The organism is Nonomuraea solani, assembly GCF_900108335.1.
Lineage (GTDB): Bacteria > Actinomycetota > Actinomycetes > Streptosporangiales > Streptosporangiaceae > Nonomuraea > Nonomuraea solani.
The window spans coordinates 91,711-109,011 of the sequence record NZ_FNVT01000004.1; the positions used below are offsets into that span (position 1 = coordinate 91,711).

Below are 17,301 nucleotides of genomic sequence, written 5' to 3' on the forward strand. Positions count from 1 at the left end.
AGCGATAGCCAATCTGTGGGGAGTCAGGGACGGCGGTCCGTGGTCAGGCGCCGCCATGCGGCTCCGGCCAGCAGACCGAACGCGAAGGGCAGATCGTCGCGCAGGTAGCGGCGCACCAGGCGGCGGGGCTCCAGCGCGAGCCTGAAGAGCCATTCACCGCCCACGTGCTGCAGGGCGCGGGGGGCTCGCCTGAAGTGCCCGGCCGCCATCGGGATGCCGGCCCCGCAGCCCAGATACCAGGCGTGCGGGAGTCCTGGGCGGAGGGCGGCTATGACGCGTTCCTGCTTGGGGAAGCCGAGTCCCACCAGGACCAGGTCGGGCGCGGCCGTACGGACCGTCACCACGGTCTTCTCCATGCCGCCCGGGTCCTGGTCGAAGCCGAAGGGCGGCGCGTACGACCCCGCCACCCGCAGGCCGGGATAGCGCGCGGCCAGCACCTCGCCGGCCATCTGGGCGACTCCGGGCTCGCCGCCGAGCAGGAAGACCGAGCGCCCTTCGCGGGCGGCGCGCTCGGTGAGGGTGAAGACCAGGGAGGCGCCGGTGACACGGTCGGGCATGCGCAGGCCGGCGATCCTGGCGGCCCACACGACCGGCATGCCGTCCGCCACCACCAGTTCGGCGCCGGCCACCAGCTCGGCGAGCCGAGGGTCGCGGGTCGCGGCCCGGACGATGTCCACGTTGGCGGTCACGATCGAGCCACCCGTACCGTCCTGCCAGCCTCGCGTGACGTGGTCGGCGACGTCGGCCTCGCTCAGGGCCATGACCTGGACGGCGCCTACACGCGCGGAATCGGCTTCGTTCGGGGAGTGGTCCACCGGAATGTCCTCACCCCTCCTCGGACCCGCGCCGCCAGTCCTTCCTTTTTGTCATCGGAGGGGAGCTTTATCCGTTACATACTGGTCGCCCGAGTCGCCAGCGGCCAGGATGGCCCACATGAGAGTGGAGCGCGGCCCACTGGCCGGGACACTGCTGTTCATCCCCACCCCCCACCTGGACGAGCGCGGCCTGTTCACCAGGACGTTCGACGCCGCGATCGCCAGGGAGCACGGGCTGGACCCGGCCGCCTTCATCCAGGACAGCCAGTCGCGCACGGTCGCCGGCGCGATCAGGGCCCTGCACGGCAGGTCGGGACGCGGCGAGGCCAAGCTGGTCAGATGCGCGCGCGGCGCGGTGTTCGACGTGCTTGTCGACGCGCGGCCCGGCTCTCCCACGTTCGGCGAGCGGATGACGGTCGTGCTCGACGACCAGACCTTCACTCACCTGTACGTGCCCCCGGGCCTGCTCCACGGCTACCAGGCGTTGAGCGAGGCGGACGTCTGCTACCGGATCGACCGGGAACACGACCCGTCCGAGGACATCTCCGTACGTTACGACGACCCCGACCTGGCCATCGCCTGGCCGCTGCCGGTCACCGCGATCAGCGCGCGGGATCTGGCGGCGGGCTCGTGGAAGCAGGCCCGGCAGCGTCTGGAGCCGTGACGTCGTGGCGCGCCGTCCGCAGCAGCGCGCCGGCCAGCCCGATCAGCAGGAACGCCAGCGAGTTCGCGGTGCTGAAGGAGTTGAGGTCGAATGTGGCGCAGCCGATCAGCGGCACCGCCAGGCAGGCCGCCAGCGCCAGCCCCAGATCCTTGGTACGCGCGTCCGTACTGACCCTCCTGGCCCGCAGCGCCGCCCACATCCCGATCACGAACAACCCGGCGAACGCCACCAGCCCGAAGATCCCGCCCTGCACGGCGGTGAGCAGATACTGGTTGTCGAAGACCGGATGATGCGGCGGAAACCAGGTCCCGTTCCCCCGGCCGAGCCAGGGATGCTGGGCGAACTCGGTGAACGCGGTGCTGTAGTCGTTGGTCCGCCAGCGCAGGCTCTCGTCGTTGTCCAGGTTGGTGAACAGCCCGAAGATCGCCCCGAGCAGCCCGGGAACGAACAACCTCAGCAGCACGAGGAACCCGAGCAGCCCGGCGCCCGCCCTGAGCCGCCGGGCGTTGTTCCAGCCCGCCAGCAGCACCGCGCCCGAGGACGCCAGCCCCAGCACCGTCGAGCGCGAGGCCGAGAACGCCATCCCCAGGGCGACCAGCGCGCACAGGATCCACCAGCGCAGCGAGGGCACCTTGCGCTCCCAGGCGTCGAACGCGTAGTGCAGGGCCAGCGGCAGCACCATCGCGGACACCACGCCGAACTCGATGGGATGCCCTGCCGTCGAGGCCACCCTGTTGACGCCGTTGCGCTGCAGGATCGTCTCCTCGACCGCCCGCACGCGCGATCCGGGGACCTGCATGTACTGGGTGATGTCGAACGACAGCAGGAACTGGATCCCGCCGATCACCCCCATGATGGCGCCGGCCACGACGAGGGTCTTCAGCACCAGGTCGACACGGTCGCGGCCGGACACCCCGTCCACCGCGAGCAGCGCCATCCCGACGATCCCGACCGTGATGACCAGGATGTGGTCGGACAGCTCCAGCTCGTAGGAGGGCAGGTAGCCGGCGGCCGTGTACGCGTAGGTGATCAGGAAGGCGAACACGTAGAAGTAGATGCCGTACCGCACCGGATTCGGGCCCTTGGCGGCGCCGAGCGTGCTGGTCAGGTGCGCGCAGAACCACCAGACGGCCGCGAACAGCCCGATGGCCTCCGCGTACGTCAGGTCGAACGGCAGCCCGCCGATCACCTGACGGGCGGGCACCAGGATGAGGACCACCACGAAGAACGCGCACAGGGTCGCGCCATCGGCGCCGCGGGTGGCCGGCAGAGGACGTACCGCGACGTTCAACGCTGCAACACCGCTTCCTCGCTCGGCGTCTCGGAGTCCTGAGGTGGCGCCTCCCGCCTCCGCTGCCGCAGCCCGGTCATGATGCTCTCGGCGGCGAACGAGGAACCCAGGGCCGCCATGACGCCCAGCGCGAACACGGCCGCCGCGGTGCGGGTCTTGCCGCCCCGCTCGGCCGCCGGCTCCGTCGGCGCGACCATCTCGTTCAGGTTGATGAACGTCTCCTGCGGCGCGTTCAGGAGCTGCTGCCGCCGCTTCAGCTCGATCTTCGCCCGCTCGGCGACCCGCTGGACGATCGCCTTGGCGTCCTGCGGCGACCGGCTCGTGCCCTCGATGACCACGAAAGGCGCGCTGATCAGCAGCTCGGGGTTGGGGTGGCCGTTGTTGACCTTGTACGTGGTCGTGGAGTCCGGCCGCACCCCGATCTGACCCGCCACCTCGGGGCCGTTGAGGATCTGGACCAGGATCGAGGCCGTCATGTTCAGCCCGCCGTCGAAGTTCAGCAGCGGGTTGACCAGCGGGTTGGGGTCGGTGGGGTTCGGCGGCCGGTAGGAGCCGCTCGTCGGCACCGTGAGCACCATGAGCGCGGTCGAGGAGTACTGCGTGGGGATCGTGCTGTAGATGCCGTAGGCGGCGGTGAAGGTCAGCAGCAGCGCGGGGAGGGCGACGTACCAGCGGCGCAGGAGAACGGTGATCGCTTTCCAGAAGTCCACCACAGCCCCCCAGCCACGAATCACCCCTTGTCCTGGCAATCGGCAGAAACGCGAAAGGCGTTACTTATCTTCTGTAACGTGCCAAAGTCCGGCGTCGATAGAAACATCGCCATGAAGACGCTGTCGGTGGTTACTCCGAGTTATGGTCCTGACCTCGCTCACTTCGACGATCTACACCGTTCGGTGCTCGAATTCACCTCTTCCGACACGGTGCACCACGTGTTCGTGCCCAGTCATGACTGGAGTCTGTTCGCGCCGTACGAGGGGCCGCGCTGCCGGGTCTGGCTGGTGAACGGCCAACTGCCCAGGCGCTACGTCAAGGTGCCTCGCATGGGCCTGTGGATCAACCTGCTCCGGCCGTGGCCGCCGGTGCGCGGCTGGGTGCTGCAGCAGATCGTCAAGCTCGCCGCCACCGGGGACATGCGCACCGACGTGGCGCTGGTGGCCGACTCCGACGTGGTCCTCGTCCGGCCGGTGACGGCCGAGCGAGCGTTGATCGACGGCCGCGTGCTGCTGCACCGGCTGGAGAACGGCGTGCATCCGCTCATGACGCGGCACGTCCTGTGGCATCACGTGGCCCGCGACCTGCTCAAGCTCCCGCCGCCGCCGGAGCCGCCGCTGCCCGACTACATGAGCCCGCTGACCTTCTGGGAGCCGGCCACCGTGCGGAAGCTGCAGGAGCGGCTGCGGGAGACCACCGGACGGCACTGGGTGGACGCGTTCGGCTCCCGGCTGCACGTGTCGGAGTTCATGCTCTACGGCATCTACGTGGACGAGGTGCTCAGCGCCACGGACGGGCGGCCGCCTTCGGACACCGCGATCTGCCACAAGAGCCCCGACGAGTCGCCGATGGACCTGCGCACCGCGCTGGACTTCGCCGAGCGGCTGGGCCCGGACGCGATCGGCATGATGATCTCCTCCAAGTCCGGCACCCCGCACGACGTACGGCGGGCGGCCATCCGCCACGGCACCGAGGTCGCCCGCCGGACGGCCTGAGGCGCCTCACGGACGGGGCGCGGCCTCGTCCTGCTCTTTCAGCGGCACCCGCCCGTTGACGGAGCCGCCCTCCGGCGGCGCGGGTTCCGCCTCCTCCGACGCGGGGGCGGGGGCGGGGGCGGGGCGGGGGAAGAGCCCGCGGACCAGCACCCCGTACGCGCCGGCGAAGCCGAGGAGCAGCGTGCCGATCAGCGTCCCCAGGGCGAGCTGGGTCTTCCCTGAGCCGTCGTACTCGGGCGGCAGCAGCGCCACCGTGTTGATGGCGATGAAGGTGCTCTTCGGCGCGCCGAGCGTGGTCTGATACTTGACCAGCTCCGCGTTCAGCCGCTGGTGTGCCCGCTCCAGGATGAGCTTGGCGGTGTCGGGCGAGTCGCTCTCGACCATGACGTGCAGGAACGGCCCCAGCGTCACGACGCCGAGCAGGTCGGAGTTGGACCGCCCGTCGTCGATCACGATCTCGGTGCCGCCGCCCTCCTCGACGCCCAGCTTGCGCAGCTCTTCCTTGCTGTTGAGCGCGACGATCAGGATGCCCGCCACGGTCCGCAGCCCGTCGTTGTACTGCAGCAGCGGGTTGGTCAGGCCGACCGGCTTGGTCGGGTCCATGGACAGGGTGCCGCCGCTCGGCGGGGCGGTCAGGATGAGGGACGACTCCGTCTTGTAGCGCGACGGGCCGAGAAAGAAGGCGACTAACGCGAGGACGAGGCCGAGGGCGAGGATCGGGAGCGCGATGTTCCTTCGTCGAAGAAGGCCCAACAGATCGTTCCAAAAAGCCATTATCCCGACCAACCCCCCGCCAGTACGGGCTTGCCTCGCTAAATGCGATACAGATGGCTTATCGCCTTCAGAAGGTGGGATGTTACGAATAGTCCGAGCGTCTTGCCGATCGACAATCTTCGCGAGACCATTTGGGCCGCACGGCTTCCCCCTGTCGAAGACTCCTCCAGAAGAGGTCGCCGGATGACGCCCCGATCGCCGCAAGAACGTTCCACGACGTCGCTGATCGGCCGGGCCGAACCGCCGATCGGCGTGGGCATGCCGGTCTACAACGGCGAGCCGTACCTGGCCGGGGCGCTGCGGTCGGTGCTCGCGCAGAAGGACGCCGACTTCGAGCTGGTGATCGCGGACAACTGCTCGACCGACGGCACCGAGGAGCTGTGCCGCGAGGCCGCCAGAACCGATTCGCGGGTCCGCTACATCCGCCGGGACCGGAACATCGGCGTCACGGCCAACCACAACGCTCTCATGCACGAGACCCGGGGCGAGTTCTTCTCCTACGCCACCTCCGACGACGAATACCGCGAGGACCGGCTGGCGCTGCTCTCGGCGGCGTTGCGTCGGCATCCCGAGGCGGCCCTGGCCCTTTCCGGCGTCGAGGAGATCGACGAGAACGGCCAGGTCATCGGCCATTGGCGGGACGAGTCGCCGACCGTCCAGCCCGACCCGGTGGCGCGGCTGCGGCATCGGCTGGTCAACTACGACGACACCATGCACTTCTACGGGCTCATCCGGCGCGAGACGCTGCTGCGGGCCAGGCCGCTCGAACCGATTCTGCCCGCCGATCGGGTGATCATCGCGGGCTGGGCGCTGTTCGGGCCACTCGTCGTGGTGGACGAGCTGCTGCTGCGGCACCGCAACCACGCGGGCAGCGACAGCAAGGTCAACCACGCCCGCCTGTTCCGGGCCCGCGAGGTGCCCGGTGACCAGCGCTTCTACCTGCCCAACGTGGAGGAGGGCAGGGCGCTGCTGCGCATGATCCACGCCGCGCCGCTCGGCTTCGGGCAGCGGTTGCGCGCCTATGCCGCGCTGCGCCCCTGGCTGCGCAGGAACGCCGTACCGATGGCGCGCAACGTGGCCCACTCCGCGATCGACGTGACCAGGAACCGGCGGCCACGCCGATGAAACACCTCAGCTCATCACGACGTCACGCAGTTGCTTGAGCCGGTCGCGCGAGATCCCGATCGCCACGTACACGGCGAAACCGGCCGCGCCCGCCGCGCAGAGCCGCACGAACACGATGGTGTCCGCGGTCCACGCCGCCACCAGCCAGGCCGTCACGCCGCACGCCAGGCCGCCGAGCAGCAGCCGCGCGACCGGCGGCCCGATCGGCCCGAGCACCACCCCCGACCTGCGCAGTTGCCAGGCCGCCGCGGGCAGCCCGACCAGGAACGCGGCCACCACGTGCCCAATCGCCACGCCCCGGATGCCGTCGATCCGCGCGCCCAGGTAGAGCGCGGGCAGCAGGGCCGCCGCCCAGCTCAGGTTCATCCACACGATGCGCCGGGTGGCTCCCAGCGAGGTGAGGATGTCGAAGGCCAGCGCGGTGAGCATGCGTACCGTCATCAGCGCCATCAGGAACGACAGGGCAGCGGCGGCGGGCAGCCAGCGCGGTTCGTACAGCAGGGTCACGAGCTGTGGCGCCAGCACGCCGATCAGCACCGCGGTCGGCGTCACCAGCGTGACCAGCATGGGCACGATCTGCTGCACACGGTCCGAGAACGCCGCCGGGTTCTCGTCGGCGACCCGGGAGAAGCCGGGCAGCGTGACGTGCCGCAGGGCCTCGCCGACCACGCCGGGCACCCAGCTCGACACGTTCATGGCGAGCATGTAGTAGCCGAGCATGGTGAGGCCGAGCGTGTTGCCGATGATGATCGCGTCGGCGTTGAGCACCAGCGCCTCCAGCCCCAGGCTGCCGGCCAGCGGCACGCCGAAGCGCAGCAGCCGGCCCGCGATGGCCCGGTCGAAGCCGAGCCGGTAGGGGACCTTGGCCCAGAAGAGCACCAGGATGCCGCTGACCAGGGAGTTGGCCACCGCGCCGACGGCGAAGCTGTAGACGCCCGCGCCGAGGGACGCCAGCGTGATCGCCAGCGGCACCTGGACGGCGATGCCCGCCATGTTCGCCTTGGCGATCTTGTCCTGCTGGAAGCCGCGCAGCATGATCGCGCTGCGCACGTTGACGAAGCCGTCGATGACGATGATCACGGTGAGCAGCCGCACCACGGGCGTGGCGGAGGCGCTGCCCGCCAGGGTCGTGAAGAACGGCGCGGTGAACCAGAACAGCGCGTAGACGCTCACGCTGATCGTCAGCACCACGGTGGTGGCGGTGGCCACCATGTCCTCCAGCCTGCCCCGCCACTGCACGACCGCCGACACGATCCCGGCGTCGTTGATGTAGAAGAGGAACTGGTTGGCGGCCAGCGCGACCGCGTAGAGACCGAAGTCCTCCGCGGCGAGCAGGCGGGCCAGCACCAGGCTCATGCCGAAGGTGGCCAGCTTGGAGACGCCCCTGGCGGCCAGTCCCCAGCGCAGGCCCCGGCCCGCCGACCCGGCCCGGGTGCTCTCGCCGGGCTCACCCACCGTCCGTGACCCGTTCCAGCCAGATCTCCCGCCAGAACGGGAAGAACTCGCGCGGGCAGTTGAGCGAGTGCACGCCCGCGCACACCACGTCTTCGAGCACGATGCAGGGCGTCTTCATCTCCAGCAGCCGCCCGGTCCGCTCGTCCAGGCACCGGTCGACCCGGGCGCGCACGCGGGCGGTCTGGCCGCAGTAGCGCGCCAGCTCGGCGTCGAAGTTCATGCCGCGGTTCGCCAAATCCTCGTTGACGGTGTCGAGAATGTCCTGCTTGGACTTGATCCGGACGAGCTCACCGGGCCGCAGGTCGAGGGTCGTGACCGGGGTACGGCCGCGCACGGTGCCCGTCATGTGCCCCCACGGCCTGCCCTTGTTGATCAGGAGCGCCTTCGGCAGCCTCGTCCTCGTCACATGCTGAAACCGGTTGTACAAACCGATGGCGACGGCCCGCAGCGTCGCGCCGAGGCCGGCGTTGCGGGTGCGCACGTCGGTCACGAACTGCGTCAGGTCGGCCATCGGCAGCGGCTTCGGCGCGGCGCGCAGCAGCTCGGTCGCCTGGCAGGAGTAGCGCTCGGAGCCGTCCTCGCCCGCCGGTTTGCGGGTGTTGACCTCCAGGAGCGGCAGCAGCCGGGAGTCCGGCACGCCGTCCGACGGCAGGTCGGCGGGATCGACCCGCTTGATCCAGGCCTCCTTCCAGTACAGGGAGCAGGCCGTCTGGCACCCGCCGTGATCCGCGCCGTCACAGCGCGCGCCGAGCAGGTGGACGGCGCTGTCCATGCGGCGCAGGCCCGTCTTGTACAGCGTGTCGCACAGCTTGTGCGCCACCTTGTGCACGGTGAGGCGCTGGCCGCAGAACTTCAGCATCTCCGGCATGAACGGCAGGCCCTCCAGCTCGCCCCGCTCGTCCAGCGTCGCCAGGATCTCGGCCTCGCTGCGGACCTCCACCAGGTCACCGGCCCGCAGGCTCATCGTGTCCATTCCGCCACCAGTTTCGCCTCTCGTAGACTCTCCGCCGCCTCGGCGACCGCGGCGAACGGCAGGCCGGATCGCCGGGCGATGTCGAGCAGCGTGTTGTCCCCGTCGGAAAGGTTCAGGACCCAGAGCATCGCCATCTGCGCCCGCTGGGTGTCGCTGCGGCCGCCCAGCGCCCCGTACAGGCCGCGCCGGCCGAGCTGGGGCTCGCCGTACGGGCTGAGGTTGGCGTAGCGCCGGTTGGCCTCGATCACCTGGAGCACCTCCCAGCAGGTCTCCAGCGTGTCCTCCAGCGACTCGGGCAGCACGAAGGCCGGGTCGTCGCCGGAGGTGTGGTATTCGGGGTAGCTCGCGTAGGTCGACCGGGTCAGGCAGCCGACCGGCAGGTTGAAGCCGGGTGAGCCGTACTGGCGCTCGTCGTAGCCGTACGGCGAGAAGTCGAGCGTGCGGTGCGGCCGTCCTGACGACTCCAGCACGTACGCCACCGCCCGGTCGATCTCGGCGTCACCGCGCCTGCTCCGCTTGTAGGTGAGCGCGCCGGCGTCTCCCGCGCACGCCAGCACCAGCCCGTGCCTGATCCGCTCGACCACGTCCCGGTTCCGCGCGAGCCAGGTGATCGACCCGATGGTGCCCGGCGCGAACAGGAACCGGTAGGTGTAGCGCCGCTCGCCCTCCGCCAGCCGCCGGGCCAGCCAGACGGCGACCGCGATGCCCGCCAGGTTGTCGTTGGCCAGCGACGGATGGCAGACGTGGCACGAGATGAGCACCTCCTCCTCGCCGCCCGGCACGACGTGCTCGGCGTAGGTGAGGTGCCCGTCGGCCAGCGTGGAGTCGATGACGACCTCGTAGTCGCCGTCCTCCATGCCGTCCAGCGTCTCCTGACGCAGGCAGAAGCCCCAGTTCTCGGCCCAGTAGCTGGTCCGGTAGGGGATGAGGCCGGGCAGCGTGTGCAGGTGGTCGCGCAGCTCACTCAGCGGCATCGTCGCGGACACGGGCGTGCTGTAGCCCACGACGTGCAGGTTGGACTCGGCGAAGTCGATCACCTTGCGCCCGGCCGGATCCCGCACGTACGCGTCCCTGATGTTCCATTCGCGCGGCACGTGCCAGTCGAGCACCGGCGTCCCGGTCGGCACCTCGTGCACCGTCAGCGGTATGTGCTCACCGACGACGTCGAGGGTGGCCCGGACGCCGTCCCCCGTGATGCTCCTGCACAGCGGGTAGAGCCGGGTCACCAGGTCGTGCATCTCCTTGCCGCTCATCGGGGGCGCAGCTCCCCGCCCACCGTGCCGGCCGCCTGCCGGTCGGCCAGCCGGGCGAGCCTGGTGAAGCGCCGCTCGAACGCCTCCCTGGTGAGCCCGTGACGGCGGTAGGCGTCGATCAGCTCGACCGCGCCCTCCTTCACCGACCGGCGGGCCTCGCATCCCGGCAGCGCGGCCCGCAGCCGGGAGAAGTCCACCCGGTACGAGCGCGGGTCCGCGCCGGTCTGCCCGGTGATGAGCAGCGTCGAGCCGGGCACCGCCTCGACCACGGTGGCGGCGATCTCGGCCACGGTGACGTTGTTGCGCTCGGTGCCCACGTTGAACGCCCGCGCGTGCACGGCCTCCCTGGGGGCGGTCAGCACGGCGGTGAACGCGTCGGCGATGTCCAGCGCGTGCACCAGCGGCCGCCACGGCGTGCCATCGGACAGCACCTTGACCTCGCCGGACAGGTGCGCGTGCCCCACCAGGTTGTTGAGCACGATGTCGGCGCGCAGCCGGGGCGAGAAGCCGAAGGCGGTGGCGTTGCGCAGGAAGACGGGGGTGAAGTCGGCGTCGGCCAGCTCCAGCAGCTCGTCCTCGACGCGCACCTTGGACTCGGCGTACGGCGTCAGCGGCCGCAGCGGCGCGTCCTCCGTCACCGGCTCGTCCCCGGAGGCCCCGTAGACCGAGCAGGTGGAGGCGTACAGGAAGCGCCGCACCCCCGCCTCCCGCGCCAGCCGGGCCAGCCGCACGGAGGCGTGGTAGTTGATGTCGTAGGTCAGCTCGGGCGCCAGCGAGCCCAGCGGGTCGTTCGACAGCGCGGCCAGATGGATCACCGCGTCGAATCCGGCCAGCGCCTCGGCGGGCACGTCGCGCAGGTCGACGGCCAGCCCCTCGGGGTCGGGTGGCGTCGGGCCGAGCACGCAGTCGGCGAACAGGCCCGAGTCGAGGCCGGTCACCTCGTGCCCGGCCGCGGCCAGTACGGGAGCCATGACGGTGCCCAGGTAGCCCTGGTGTCCGGTCAGGAGTACACGCATGTCCGGCTAGCCTCCTGCTGCGAGGTCGAGGATGAGTTTGCTGGCGTGGAAGGCCTCGGCGTATTTCGCGCCGCACTCGATGCCGCGGATGCGGGCCAGGCCGAGGAACGCCTCCCGGTCGTACCAGGGGCGCCGCCGTTGCGAGGGATAGTGGCGCTGGAGCAGGGAGACCTTCTCCTCCGCCACCTCGGGCCGCAGCGGCTGGTAGACGGAGGGACGGCCGAGGTCGCCGTCCCATTTGACGATCTCGTAGCCGAGCGTCAGGTGGTCGCGGAAGGCCGTGGGCACGAGCTCGGCCAGGCCGCGGTGGTCCTGGTGGGCGTCGCCCCGGTGCGGGGCGAGGATCACGTGGGGCCGGGTCTCGGCGCGCAGCTCCTCCAGCGCCTCCTTGGCCTCCTGCCAGTGCGCGGGCAGGCGGCCGTCGGGCAGCTTGAGCACGGTCAGCCGCAGGTCGGCGCCCGGGCAGAAGGCGGTGAGCGCCGCGCGCTCCTCCTCCTCGCGCTCCGTCCCGCCGCCGGACAGCACCAGCGCGTCGATCCGCAGCCCAGGACGGGCGGCGCAGAGGGTGAGCAGCGTGCCGCCCGCGCCGATGGCGAGGTCGTCGCAGTGCGCGCCGAGCGCGACGACCGCGCCCAGCCGCGTCGCGGTCAGCCCGATCATGTCTCCCACAGCGCCCATGGCCGGTCACCGCGCGAGTACGCCTCGTCCAGTTCGATGCGCTGGTTGACGGTGTCGGTCGGCCGCCAGTAGCCGCGGTGCCGGTAGGCCATCAGCCGGCCGCGCTTGGACAGCTCCACGCAGGCGTCGCCGACCAGGTCGCCGTTCTCGGGGAGGTGGTCGAAGATCTCCTGGCGCAGCACGAAGTAGCCGCCGTTGACCCAGATCGGCATCTCGCTGACCGGGACGATGTCACGTGCCAGCCCGTCGTCGGTGATGTCGATGCAGTGGAAGGTGCCCGGCGGCGGCACCACCATCATCGACGCGCCCGCGTCCATGCCGGTGAACGTGTCGATGATCTCGGGCAGCGGGGCGTCGGTGAGCACGTCCGCGTAGTTGGCCAGGAAGATCTCCTCGCCCTCCAGGTACGGCCGCACGCGGCGCAGCCGCTCACCGATCGGCGACTGGATCCCGGTCTGGACGAAGGAGATCGACCAGTCGGAGGTGTCCTGCGACAACATCTCGACCTCGCCTTTGCGGAGCACGAAGTCGTTAGAGACGGTTTCCTGATAATTCAGGAAAAATTCGGTTATGTGCTGCGCCCCGTAACCGAGGCAGAGCACGAAGTCGGTGTGCCCGAAGTGCGCGTAATAGCGCATCACATGCCATAAAAGCGGACGCGGACCAACGAGCTGCATCGGCTTGGGAACCTCCCCCGGCACTCCGATGCGCATCCGGGTGCCATAACCGCCGCAGAAGAGCACGACCTTCATGGTGCGACCTCCAAGGACGGAATGGGGAAGACCAGCCGCCCGCCCCACTCGCGGACGTACGACAACTGTTCGATCAGCTCGTCGCGCAGGTTCCAGGGCAGGACCAGCACGTAGTCGGGCCGGTCCTCGGCGATCTTGCCCGGCGGCAGGATCGGGATGCGGCTCCCCGGCGTGAATCGGCCGTGCTTGTACGGGTTGCGGTCCACCGTGTACGCGAGCAGATCGGCCCGGACGCCACAGTGGTTGAGCAGCGTGTTGCCCTTGCCCGGCGCCCCGTAGCCGACCACCGTCTTGCCCGCCTCGGCCGCGTCGATGAGGAAGCGCAGCAGGTCACGGCGCACCTTGGCCACCCGCTCACCGAACTCGGAATATCCGCCGATCTCCTCCAGCCCGGCGCCCTTCTCCCGGTCGAGCACGTCGGCCACCGCCCGGCTCGGCGTGCCACCGGCGACCTCGACCGGCCTGGCCCACAGGCGGATGGAGCCACCGTGCGTCGGCAGCAGCTCGACGTCCACCAGGGCGAGCCCGCCGGAGGCCAGCGCCCGCTGGGCCGAGGCGACCGTGTAGTACTGGAAGTGCTCGTGGTAGATCGTGTCGTACTGGTTCAGCTCCATGAGCGTGAGCAGGTGCTGCACCTCGATGGAGACCCAGCCGTCGTCGGCGACGAGCGCGCGCAGCCCCTGGGTGAAGCCGGTGATGTCCGGCACGTGCGCGTAGACGTTGTTGGCCACGACCAGGTCGGCGGGCCCGTGCTCGGCCCTGATCGCCGCCCCGGTCGCCGGGTCGAGGAACGCGGTGCGGGTGGGCACGCCCTTGTCGATGGCGGCCTGGCCCACGTTCGCGGACGGTTCGACGCCCAGGCAGCGCACGCCTCGCGCGACGACGTGCTGGAGCAGGTAGCCGTCGTTGCTGGCCACCTCGACCACGAAGCCCGGGTTCAGGCGGTCGAGGGCGTCATCGGCGAAGCGCCGCGCGTGCTCGACCCAGGAGGTCGCGTACGAGGAGAAGTAGGCGTATTCGGTGAACGTGTCCTCCGGCCTGATCAGCGGAGGGAGCTGGGCGAGCCAGCAGCTCGTGCAGACCCGCAGGTGCAGGGGGTAGGTGGGTTCGGGTTCGTCGAGCCGTTCCGTGGTGAGGAACAGCTCGCACGGGGGCGTGGCGCCCAGATCGACCACGCTCGCCAGACTGCTGGAGCCGCATAACCGGCAATGTTTCACCGGCATCGACCTCTATCACACGGGTTCTGACAAGCCATGGTCTCTCCCCAATGATGAGATTTACTGGTTTAAGCGGTTTGGCGCCTGGCGCGCTCCAATGGAGCCCCCGGGAGGACAATTCGGAGCTTTCATCCCATGTGTTACAGGCCCTAGTCGGAAAGTTCCGGCTATGTCATGATCCGCCCCATGGACCCGCTTGATCTGGTTGGTGCATCTCTGCTCACCCCGCGTATCCACGGCGACCACCGCGGGGCGTTCCTCGAATGGTTCAGAAAAGACGAACTCGACCACCCCATGGAGGTGGCGCAGGCCAACTGCTCGATCTCGGCCAGGGGCACGCTGCGCGGCGTGCACTTCTCCGACGTCCCGCCCGGTCAGGCCAAGTACGTGACCTGCGTGTCCGGGAGCATCCTCGACGTCGTCGTGGACGTGCGCACCGGCTCGCCCACCTTCGGCCGCTCCGTGGCCGTCGAACTCGACGACCGGAACCGGCGCGCGCTCCACCTCGCCGAAGGGCTGGGCCACGCGTTCTTCGCGCTGAGCGAGTCGGCCACGGTCATTTACCTGTGCTCCACGCCGTACGCGCCGCGGCGCGAACACGGTGTCCACCCGCTCGACCCGGCCCTGGGCATCGACTGGCCGGCGGGCATCGAGCCCATCCTGTCCGAGAAGGACGCCGCGGCGCCCACGCTGGCGGAAGCAGCCGAACAAGGTCTACTGCCTTCCTACGCCGACTGCCTGGCCCACTACGGATCCCCAGCCGGACAGCAGGTGCGGCCAGGCCGCGTCTAGGGCCGAGTTCCAGTCGCGCATCGGCGGCAGCGGCCGCCAGGCGTCGTGGCCCAGCACGCTGTAGGCGGGACGGGTGGCGGGCCTGGGGAAGGCGGCCGTGGTGACCGGCTCCACCAGCCCAGGATCGGCGCCGGCCAGGGCGTAGATCCGCTTGGCGAAGTCGTACCAGCTCGTCCGGCCCGCGTTGGTCGCGTGGTAGACGCCGGGCGGCGCCTGGCCGGCACCGAGCAGGAGGAGCCGCTCGGCCAGGTCGGCGGTCCAGGTGGGCTGGCCGACCTGGTCGGTGACCACCCGCACCGGCTTGCCCGCCGCCGCCAGCGTGGCCATCGTCCGCGCGAAGCTGCGCCCGTGCGCGCCGTACAGCCATTCCGTACGCACCACATAGTGCCCCTGGGCCGCCCGCTCGCCCGCCAGTTTGGTCCTGCCGTAGGCGTTGAGCGGCCCCGTCGGCGCGTCCTCCGGGTACGGCGCCCGCGCCGCGCCGTCGAAGACGTAGTCGGTCGAGATCTGCAGCAGCCGCGCGCCCCGCTCCGCGCTCGCCCGGGCCAGCCCGGCCACGGCCGTGCCGTTGACCGCCATGGCCCGCGCCTCGTCCGACTCGGCGCCGTCCACGTCCGTCCAGCCCGCGCAGTTGACCACCACGTCCGGCGCCACCACGCGCACCGCCCCCGCCACCGCCGCCGCGTCGCACAGGTCGAGCTCCGCCCTGGTGAACGCGTGCACCCGCACGCCCGGCGTGGCCCGGAGTAATCGCGTCAGGTCGCGGCCGAGCATGCCGCCCGCGCCCGTCACCAGCCACCTCATGTCCACCACTCCCGGTTCTCGGCGTACCACCGGACCGTCTCCTTCAGCCCCTGCTCGAACGGGATCCGCGGCCGGTAGCCGAGCGCGCGCAGTTTCCGGTCGTCGAGCGAGTACCGGCGGTCATGTCCCTTACGGTCCTCGACGTGCTCGACCAGGTCCCAGTCACGGCCGCAGGCTTCGAGCAGGCGGGCGGTCAGCTCCCTGTTGGTCAGCTCAGCCGTACCGGCGATGTGGTAGACCTCGCCGGGCTCGCCCAGCTCAGCGACGAGGCGGATGCCCGCGCAGTGGTCGCCGACGTGGATCCAGTCGCGGACGTTGCCGCCGTCGCCGTAGAGCGGCACCTTCCGGCCGCGCAGCAGGTTCGTGATGAACAGCGGGATGACCTTCTCCGGATACTGCCGGGGGCCGTAGTTGTTGCCGCAGCGGGTGATGGAGACGTTCAGGCCGTGGGTGATGGCGTAGGAGAGGACGATCAGGTCGCCGCCCGCCTTCGAGGCCGCGTACGGCGACCGCGGCCGCAGCGGCGCGGACTCGTCCCAGGAGCCGGCGTCGATCGACCCGTAGACCTCGTCGGTCGAGACGTGCACGACCTTGGGCACGCCCGCCTCCAGGCACGCCTGCAGCAGCGTCTGGGTGCCGAGCACGTTGGTGCGCACGAACTCCGCCGCACCCTCGATCGACCGGTCCACGTGCGACTCGGCGGCGAAGTTGACCACCAGGTCGTGCCCGGGCACGACCTGGTGGAGCACATCGGGGTCACAGATATCGCCCTGCGTGAACGCGTGCGGCACGCCGCCGAGATTGGCCCGGTTGCCCGCGTAGGTGAGCTTGTCCAGCACCGTCACTTCCGCGTCCCGCAGCCCATGGACGAAGTGGGATCCGATGAATCCCGCGCCCCCTGTTACCAGAATCCGCTTCATGTACCGATCTGCACCTTGCTGTGATCGCCCAGCACGAGACGGTGGGCTTTGGGAGTGTTGACCGAGGCGGTCACCTCGACGTGGTGGCCGATCAGCGAGGACTCGATCCTGCCCACCCCCTTGATGGAGGATTCGGGCAGGACGATCGAGTAGTCCAGCTCGCTGCCGGTGACGACGCAGCCGGCGCCGACGGACGTGAACGGGCCGACGTAGCTGTCCTGGATGCGCGTGCCCGCGCCGATGATCACCGGGCCGACCACGCGGGAGCGCTCGACCACCGCCCCGGGCTCGACCACCACCCGGCCGACCAGCTCGCTGGCCTCGTCGACCAGGCCGTCGATCCGCGGTTCGAGCGATTCGAGCACCAGCCTGTTGACCTCCAGCATGTCGGTGACGTTGCCGGTGTCCTTCCAGTAGCCGGAGATCTCCGAGGACTCGACGTTCATCCCCGCCTCGATCAGCCACTGTATGGCGTCGGTGATCTCCAGCTCGCCCCGCCACGACGGCTTCAGCTCCGCGACCGCCTTGTGCACGGCCGGGCTGAACAGGTAGACGCCGACCAGGGCCAGGTCGCTCTTGGGCCGCGCCGGTTTCTCCTCCAGGCCGATCACCCGGCCCGCGGTGTCGAGTTCGGCCACGCCGAACTGCGTGGGGTCGCCGACCTTGGTGAGCAGGATCTGCGCGGCCGGCCGCCGGGCGGCGAACCTGTCCACCAGGTCGTTGATCCCGCCGACGATGAAGTTGTCGCCCAGGTACATGACGAAGTCCTCGTCGCCCAGGAAGTCACGCGCGATCAGTACGCCGTGCGCCAGCCCGAGCGGCGCCTGCTGGCGCAGATAGGTGACCTGGAGCCCGAACGCGGAGCCGTCGCCGACCGCGGCCTCGATCTCCTCGTGGGTGTCGCCGACCACCAGGCCGACCTCCTGGATGCCGGTCTCCGCGATGGCCTCCAGGCCGTAGAACAGCACCGGTTTGTTCGCGACGGGCACGAGTTGTTTGGCCGAGGTGTGGGTGATGGGCCGAAGCCGTGTGCCCGACCCTCCGGCGAGCACGAGTGCCTTCACAG

Annotated in this window: 18 protein-coding genes; 4 read left to right on the forward strand and 14 right to left on the reverse strand. The window is 70.2% G+C overall.

Going from position 1 to position 17,301, the window contains the following annotated elements; translation table 11 throughout:
- Window positions 1–23: 23 nt before the first annotated feature.
- Window positions 24–761, reverse strand: coding sequence for a WecB/TagA/CpsF family glycosyltransferase (locus tag C4V41_RS15905; RefSeq protein ID WP_103957309.1), 738 nt, complete (start codon window positions 759–761; stop codon window positions 24–26).
- A gap of 172 nt (window positions 762–933) precedes the next feature.
- On the opposite strand from C4V41_RS15905, the gene C4V41_RS15910 reads away from it, so the two are divergent.
- The gene (locus tag C4V41_RS15910; RefSeq protein WP_103956670.1) at window positions 934–1,479 is read left to right on the forward strand and encodes a dTDP-4-dehydrorhamnose 3,5-epimerase family protein; all 546 of its coding nucleotides are present in this window, start codon (window positions 934–936) and stop codon (window positions 1,477–1,479) included.
- Here the strand turns inward: C4V41_RS15910 and C4V41_RS15915 are convergent.
- The gene (locus C4V41_RS15915) at window positions 1,418–2,770 is read right to left on the reverse strand and encodes an O-antigen ligase family protein (protein WP_103956671.1); all 1,353 of its coding nucleotides are present in this window, start codon (window positions 2,768–2,770) and stop codon (window positions 1,418–1,420) included. The genes C4V41_RS15910 and C4V41_RS15915 overlap by 62 nt on opposite strands.
- Window positions 2,767–3,480, reverse strand: a complete 714-nt coding sequence (locus C4V41_RS15920; RefSeq protein ID WP_146103673.1) for a hypothetical protein — start codon at window positions 3,478–3,480, stop codon at window positions 2,767–2,769. The genes C4V41_RS15915 and C4V41_RS15920 overlap by 4 nt, the downstream gene beginning before the upstream one ends.
- Window positions 3,481–3,591: 111 nt before the next feature.
- Between C4V41_RS15920 and C4V41_RS15925 the strand changes: the two genes are divergently transcribed.
- Window positions 3,592–4,476: a DUF6492 family protein gene (locus tag C4V41_RS15925; protein ID WP_268808607.1), complete on the forward strand. Its 885-nt coding sequence runs from the start codon at window positions 3,592–3,594 to the stop codon at window positions 4,474–4,476.
- Window positions 4,477–4,482: 6 nt separating this feature from the next.
- Here C4V41_RS15925 and C4V41_RS15930 read toward each other — a convergent pair whose 3' ends face one another.
- Window positions 4,483–5,229 carry a hypothetical protein gene (locus C4V41_RS15930; protein ID WP_103956674.1) on the reverse strand — a complete coding sequence of 249 codons (747 nt, stop codon included), beginning with the start codon at window positions 5,227–5,229 and terminating at the stop codon, window positions 4,483–4,485.
- Between the two features lie 204 nt (window positions 5,230–5,433).
- Between C4V41_RS15930 and C4V41_RS15935 the strand changes: the two genes are divergently transcribed.
- Window positions 5,434–6,375 (forward strand): glycosyltransferase family 2 protein, encoded by a 942-nt coding sequence (locus tag C4V41_RS15935; protein ID WP_160150296.1) that lies wholly within the window; start codon window positions 5,434–5,436, stop codon window positions 6,373–6,375.
- A 6-nt stretch (window positions 6,376–6,381) separates the two neighbouring features.
- Here C4V41_RS15935 and C4V41_RS15940 read toward each other — a convergent pair whose 3' ends face one another.
- Genes C4V41_RS15940 through C4V41_RS15970 form a run of 7 tightly spaced genes read right to left on the reverse strand, consistent with a single transcriptional unit; the run spans window position 6,382 to window position 13,725 of the window.
- Window positions 6,382–7,830 (reverse strand): oligosaccharide flippase family protein, encoded by a 1,449-nt coding sequence (locus tag C4V41_RS15940; protein WP_103956676.1) that lies wholly within the window; start codon window positions 7,828–7,830, stop codon window positions 6,382–6,384.
- Window positions 7,823–8,803: a hypothetical protein gene (locus C4V41_RS15945; protein WP_235030153.1), complete on the reverse strand. Its 981-nt coding sequence runs from the start codon at window positions 8,801–8,803 to the stop codon at window positions 7,823–7,825. Before C4V41_RS15945 ends, C4V41_RS15940 begins: the two co-directional genes overlap by 8 nt.
- Window positions 8,791–10,056 (reverse strand): DUF4910 domain-containing protein, encoded by a 1,266-nt coding sequence (locus C4V41_RS15950; RefSeq protein ID WP_200824018.1) that lies wholly within the window; start codon window positions 10,054–10,056, stop codon window positions 8,791–8,793. Before C4V41_RS15950 ends, C4V41_RS15945 begins: the two co-directional genes overlap by 13 nt.
- Window positions 10,053–11,072 carry an NAD-dependent epimerase/dehydratase family protein gene (locus tag C4V41_RS15955; protein WP_103956677.1) on the reverse strand — a complete coding sequence of 340 codons (1,020 nt, stop codon included), beginning with the start codon at window positions 11,070–11,072 and terminating at the stop codon, window positions 10,053–10,055. Before C4V41_RS15955 ends, C4V41_RS15950 begins: the two co-directional genes overlap by 4 nt.
- A 6-nt stretch (window positions 11,073–11,078) precedes the next feature.
- Window positions 11,079–11,750, reverse strand: a complete 672-nt coding sequence (locus tag C4V41_RS15960) for a PIG-L deacetylase family protein (protein ID WP_235030154.1) — start codon at window positions 11,748–11,750, stop codon at window positions 11,079–11,081.
- Window positions 11,729–12,502, reverse strand: a complete 774-nt coding sequence (locus tag C4V41_RS15965) for a glycosyltransferase family protein (RefSeq protein WP_103956679.1) — start codon at window positions 12,500–12,502, stop codon at window positions 11,729–11,731. Before C4V41_RS15965 ends, C4V41_RS15960 begins: the two co-directional genes overlap by 22 nt.
- Window positions 12,499–13,725: a class I SAM-dependent methyltransferase gene (locus C4V41_RS15970; protein WP_268808608.1), complete on the reverse strand. Its 1,227-nt coding sequence runs from the start codon at window positions 13,723–13,725 to the stop codon at window positions 12,499–12,501. Before C4V41_RS15970 ends, C4V41_RS15965 begins: the two co-directional genes overlap by 4 nt.
- Window positions 13,726–13,905: 180 nt before the next feature.
- Between C4V41_RS15970 and C4V41_RS15975 the strand changes: the two genes are divergently transcribed.
- Window positions 13,906–14,511, forward strand: coding sequence for a dTDP-4-dehydrorhamnose 3,5-epimerase family protein (locus tag C4V41_RS15975; RefSeq protein WP_103956680.1), 606 nt, complete (start codon window positions 13,906–13,908; stop codon window positions 14,509–14,511).
- On the opposite strand, the gene rfbD is transcribed toward C4V41_RS15975, so the two are convergent.
- The 3 genes from rfbD to C4V41_RS15990 are packed head-to-tail and all read right to left on the reverse strand — an operon-like array spanning window position 14,434 to window position 17,299.
- Window positions 14,434–15,315 (reverse strand): dTDP-4-dehydrorhamnose reductase, encoded by an 882-nt coding sequence (gene rfbD, locus C4V41_RS15980; RefSeq protein WP_200824019.1) that lies wholly within the window; start codon window positions 15,313–15,315, stop codon window positions 14,434–14,436. The genes C4V41_RS15975 and rfbD overlap by 78 nt on opposite strands.
- Window positions 15,312–16,235: a dTDP-glucose 4,6-dehydratase gene (rfbB, locus tag C4V41_RS15985; RefSeq protein WP_103956681.1), complete on the reverse strand. Its 924-nt coding sequence runs from the start codon at window positions 16,233–16,235 to the stop codon at window positions 15,312–15,314. Before rfbB ends, rfbD begins: the two co-directional genes overlap by 4 nt.
- The gene (locus tag C4V41_RS15990) at window positions 16,232–17,299 is read right to left on the reverse strand and encodes a glucose-1-phosphate thymidylyltransferase (RefSeq protein ID WP_103956682.1); all 1,068 of its coding nucleotides are present in this window, start codon (window positions 17,297–17,299) and stop codon (window positions 16,232–16,234) included. The genes rfbB and C4V41_RS15990 overlap by 4 nt, the downstream gene beginning before the upstream one ends.
- Window positions 17,300–17,301: the final 2 nt, after the last annotated feature.

Bases quoted from the DNA above. Each gene is read 5' to 3' on its own strand.
- C4V41_RS15965 (WP_103956679.1), bottom strand. From the start codon at position 12,502: ATGAAGGTCGTGCTCTTCTGCGGCGGTTATGGCACCCGGATGCGCATC.
- C4V41_RS15975 (WP_103956680.1), top strand. From the start codon at position 13,906: ATGGACCCGCTTGATCTGGTTGGTGCATCTCTGCTCACCCCGCGTATC.
- C4V41_RS15970 (WP_268808608.1), bottom strand. From the start codon at position 13,725: ATGCCGGTGAAACATTGCCGGTTATGCGGCTCCAGCAGTCTGGCGAGC.
- C4V41_RS15960 (WP_235030154.1), bottom strand. From the start codon at position 11,750: ATGGGCGCTGTGGGAGACATGATCGGGCTGACCGCGACGCGGCTGGGC.
- C4V41_RS15950 (WP_200824018.1), bottom strand. From the start codon at position 10,056: ATGAGCGGCAAGGAGATGCACGACCTGGTGACCCGGCTCTACCCGCTG.
- C4V41_RS15945 (WP_235030153.1), bottom strand. From the start codon at position 8,803: ATGGACACGATGAGCCTGCGGGCCGGTGACCTGGTGGAGGTCCGCAGC.
- C4V41_RS15905 (WP_103957309.1), bottom strand. From the start codon at position 761: ATGGCCCTGAGCGAGGCCGACGTCGCCGACCACGTCACGCGAGGCTGG.
- C4V41_RS15935 (WP_160150296.1), top strand. From the start codon at position 5,434: ATGACGCCCCGATCGCCGCAAGAACGTTCCACGACGTCGCTGATCGGC.
- C4V41_RS15925 (WP_268808607.1), top strand. From the start codon at position 3,592: ATGAAGACGCTGTCGGTGGTTACTCCGAGTTATGGTCCTGACCTCGCT.
- rfbB (WP_103956681.1), bottom strand. From the start codon at position 16,235: ATGAAGCGGATTCTGGTAACAGGGGGCGCGGGATTCATCGGATCCCAC.
- C4V41_RS15910 (WP_103956670.1), top strand. From the start codon at position 934: ATGAGAGTGGAGCGCGGCCCACTGGCCGGGACACTGCTGTTCATCCCC.
- C4V41_RS15955 (WP_103956677.1), bottom strand. From the start codon at position 11,072: ATGCGTGTACTCCTGACCGGACACCAGGGCTACCTGGGCACCGTCATG.
- rfbD (WP_200824019.1), bottom strand. From the start codon at position 15,315: ATGAGGTGGCTGGTGACGGGCGCGGGCGGCATGCTCGGCCGCGACCTG.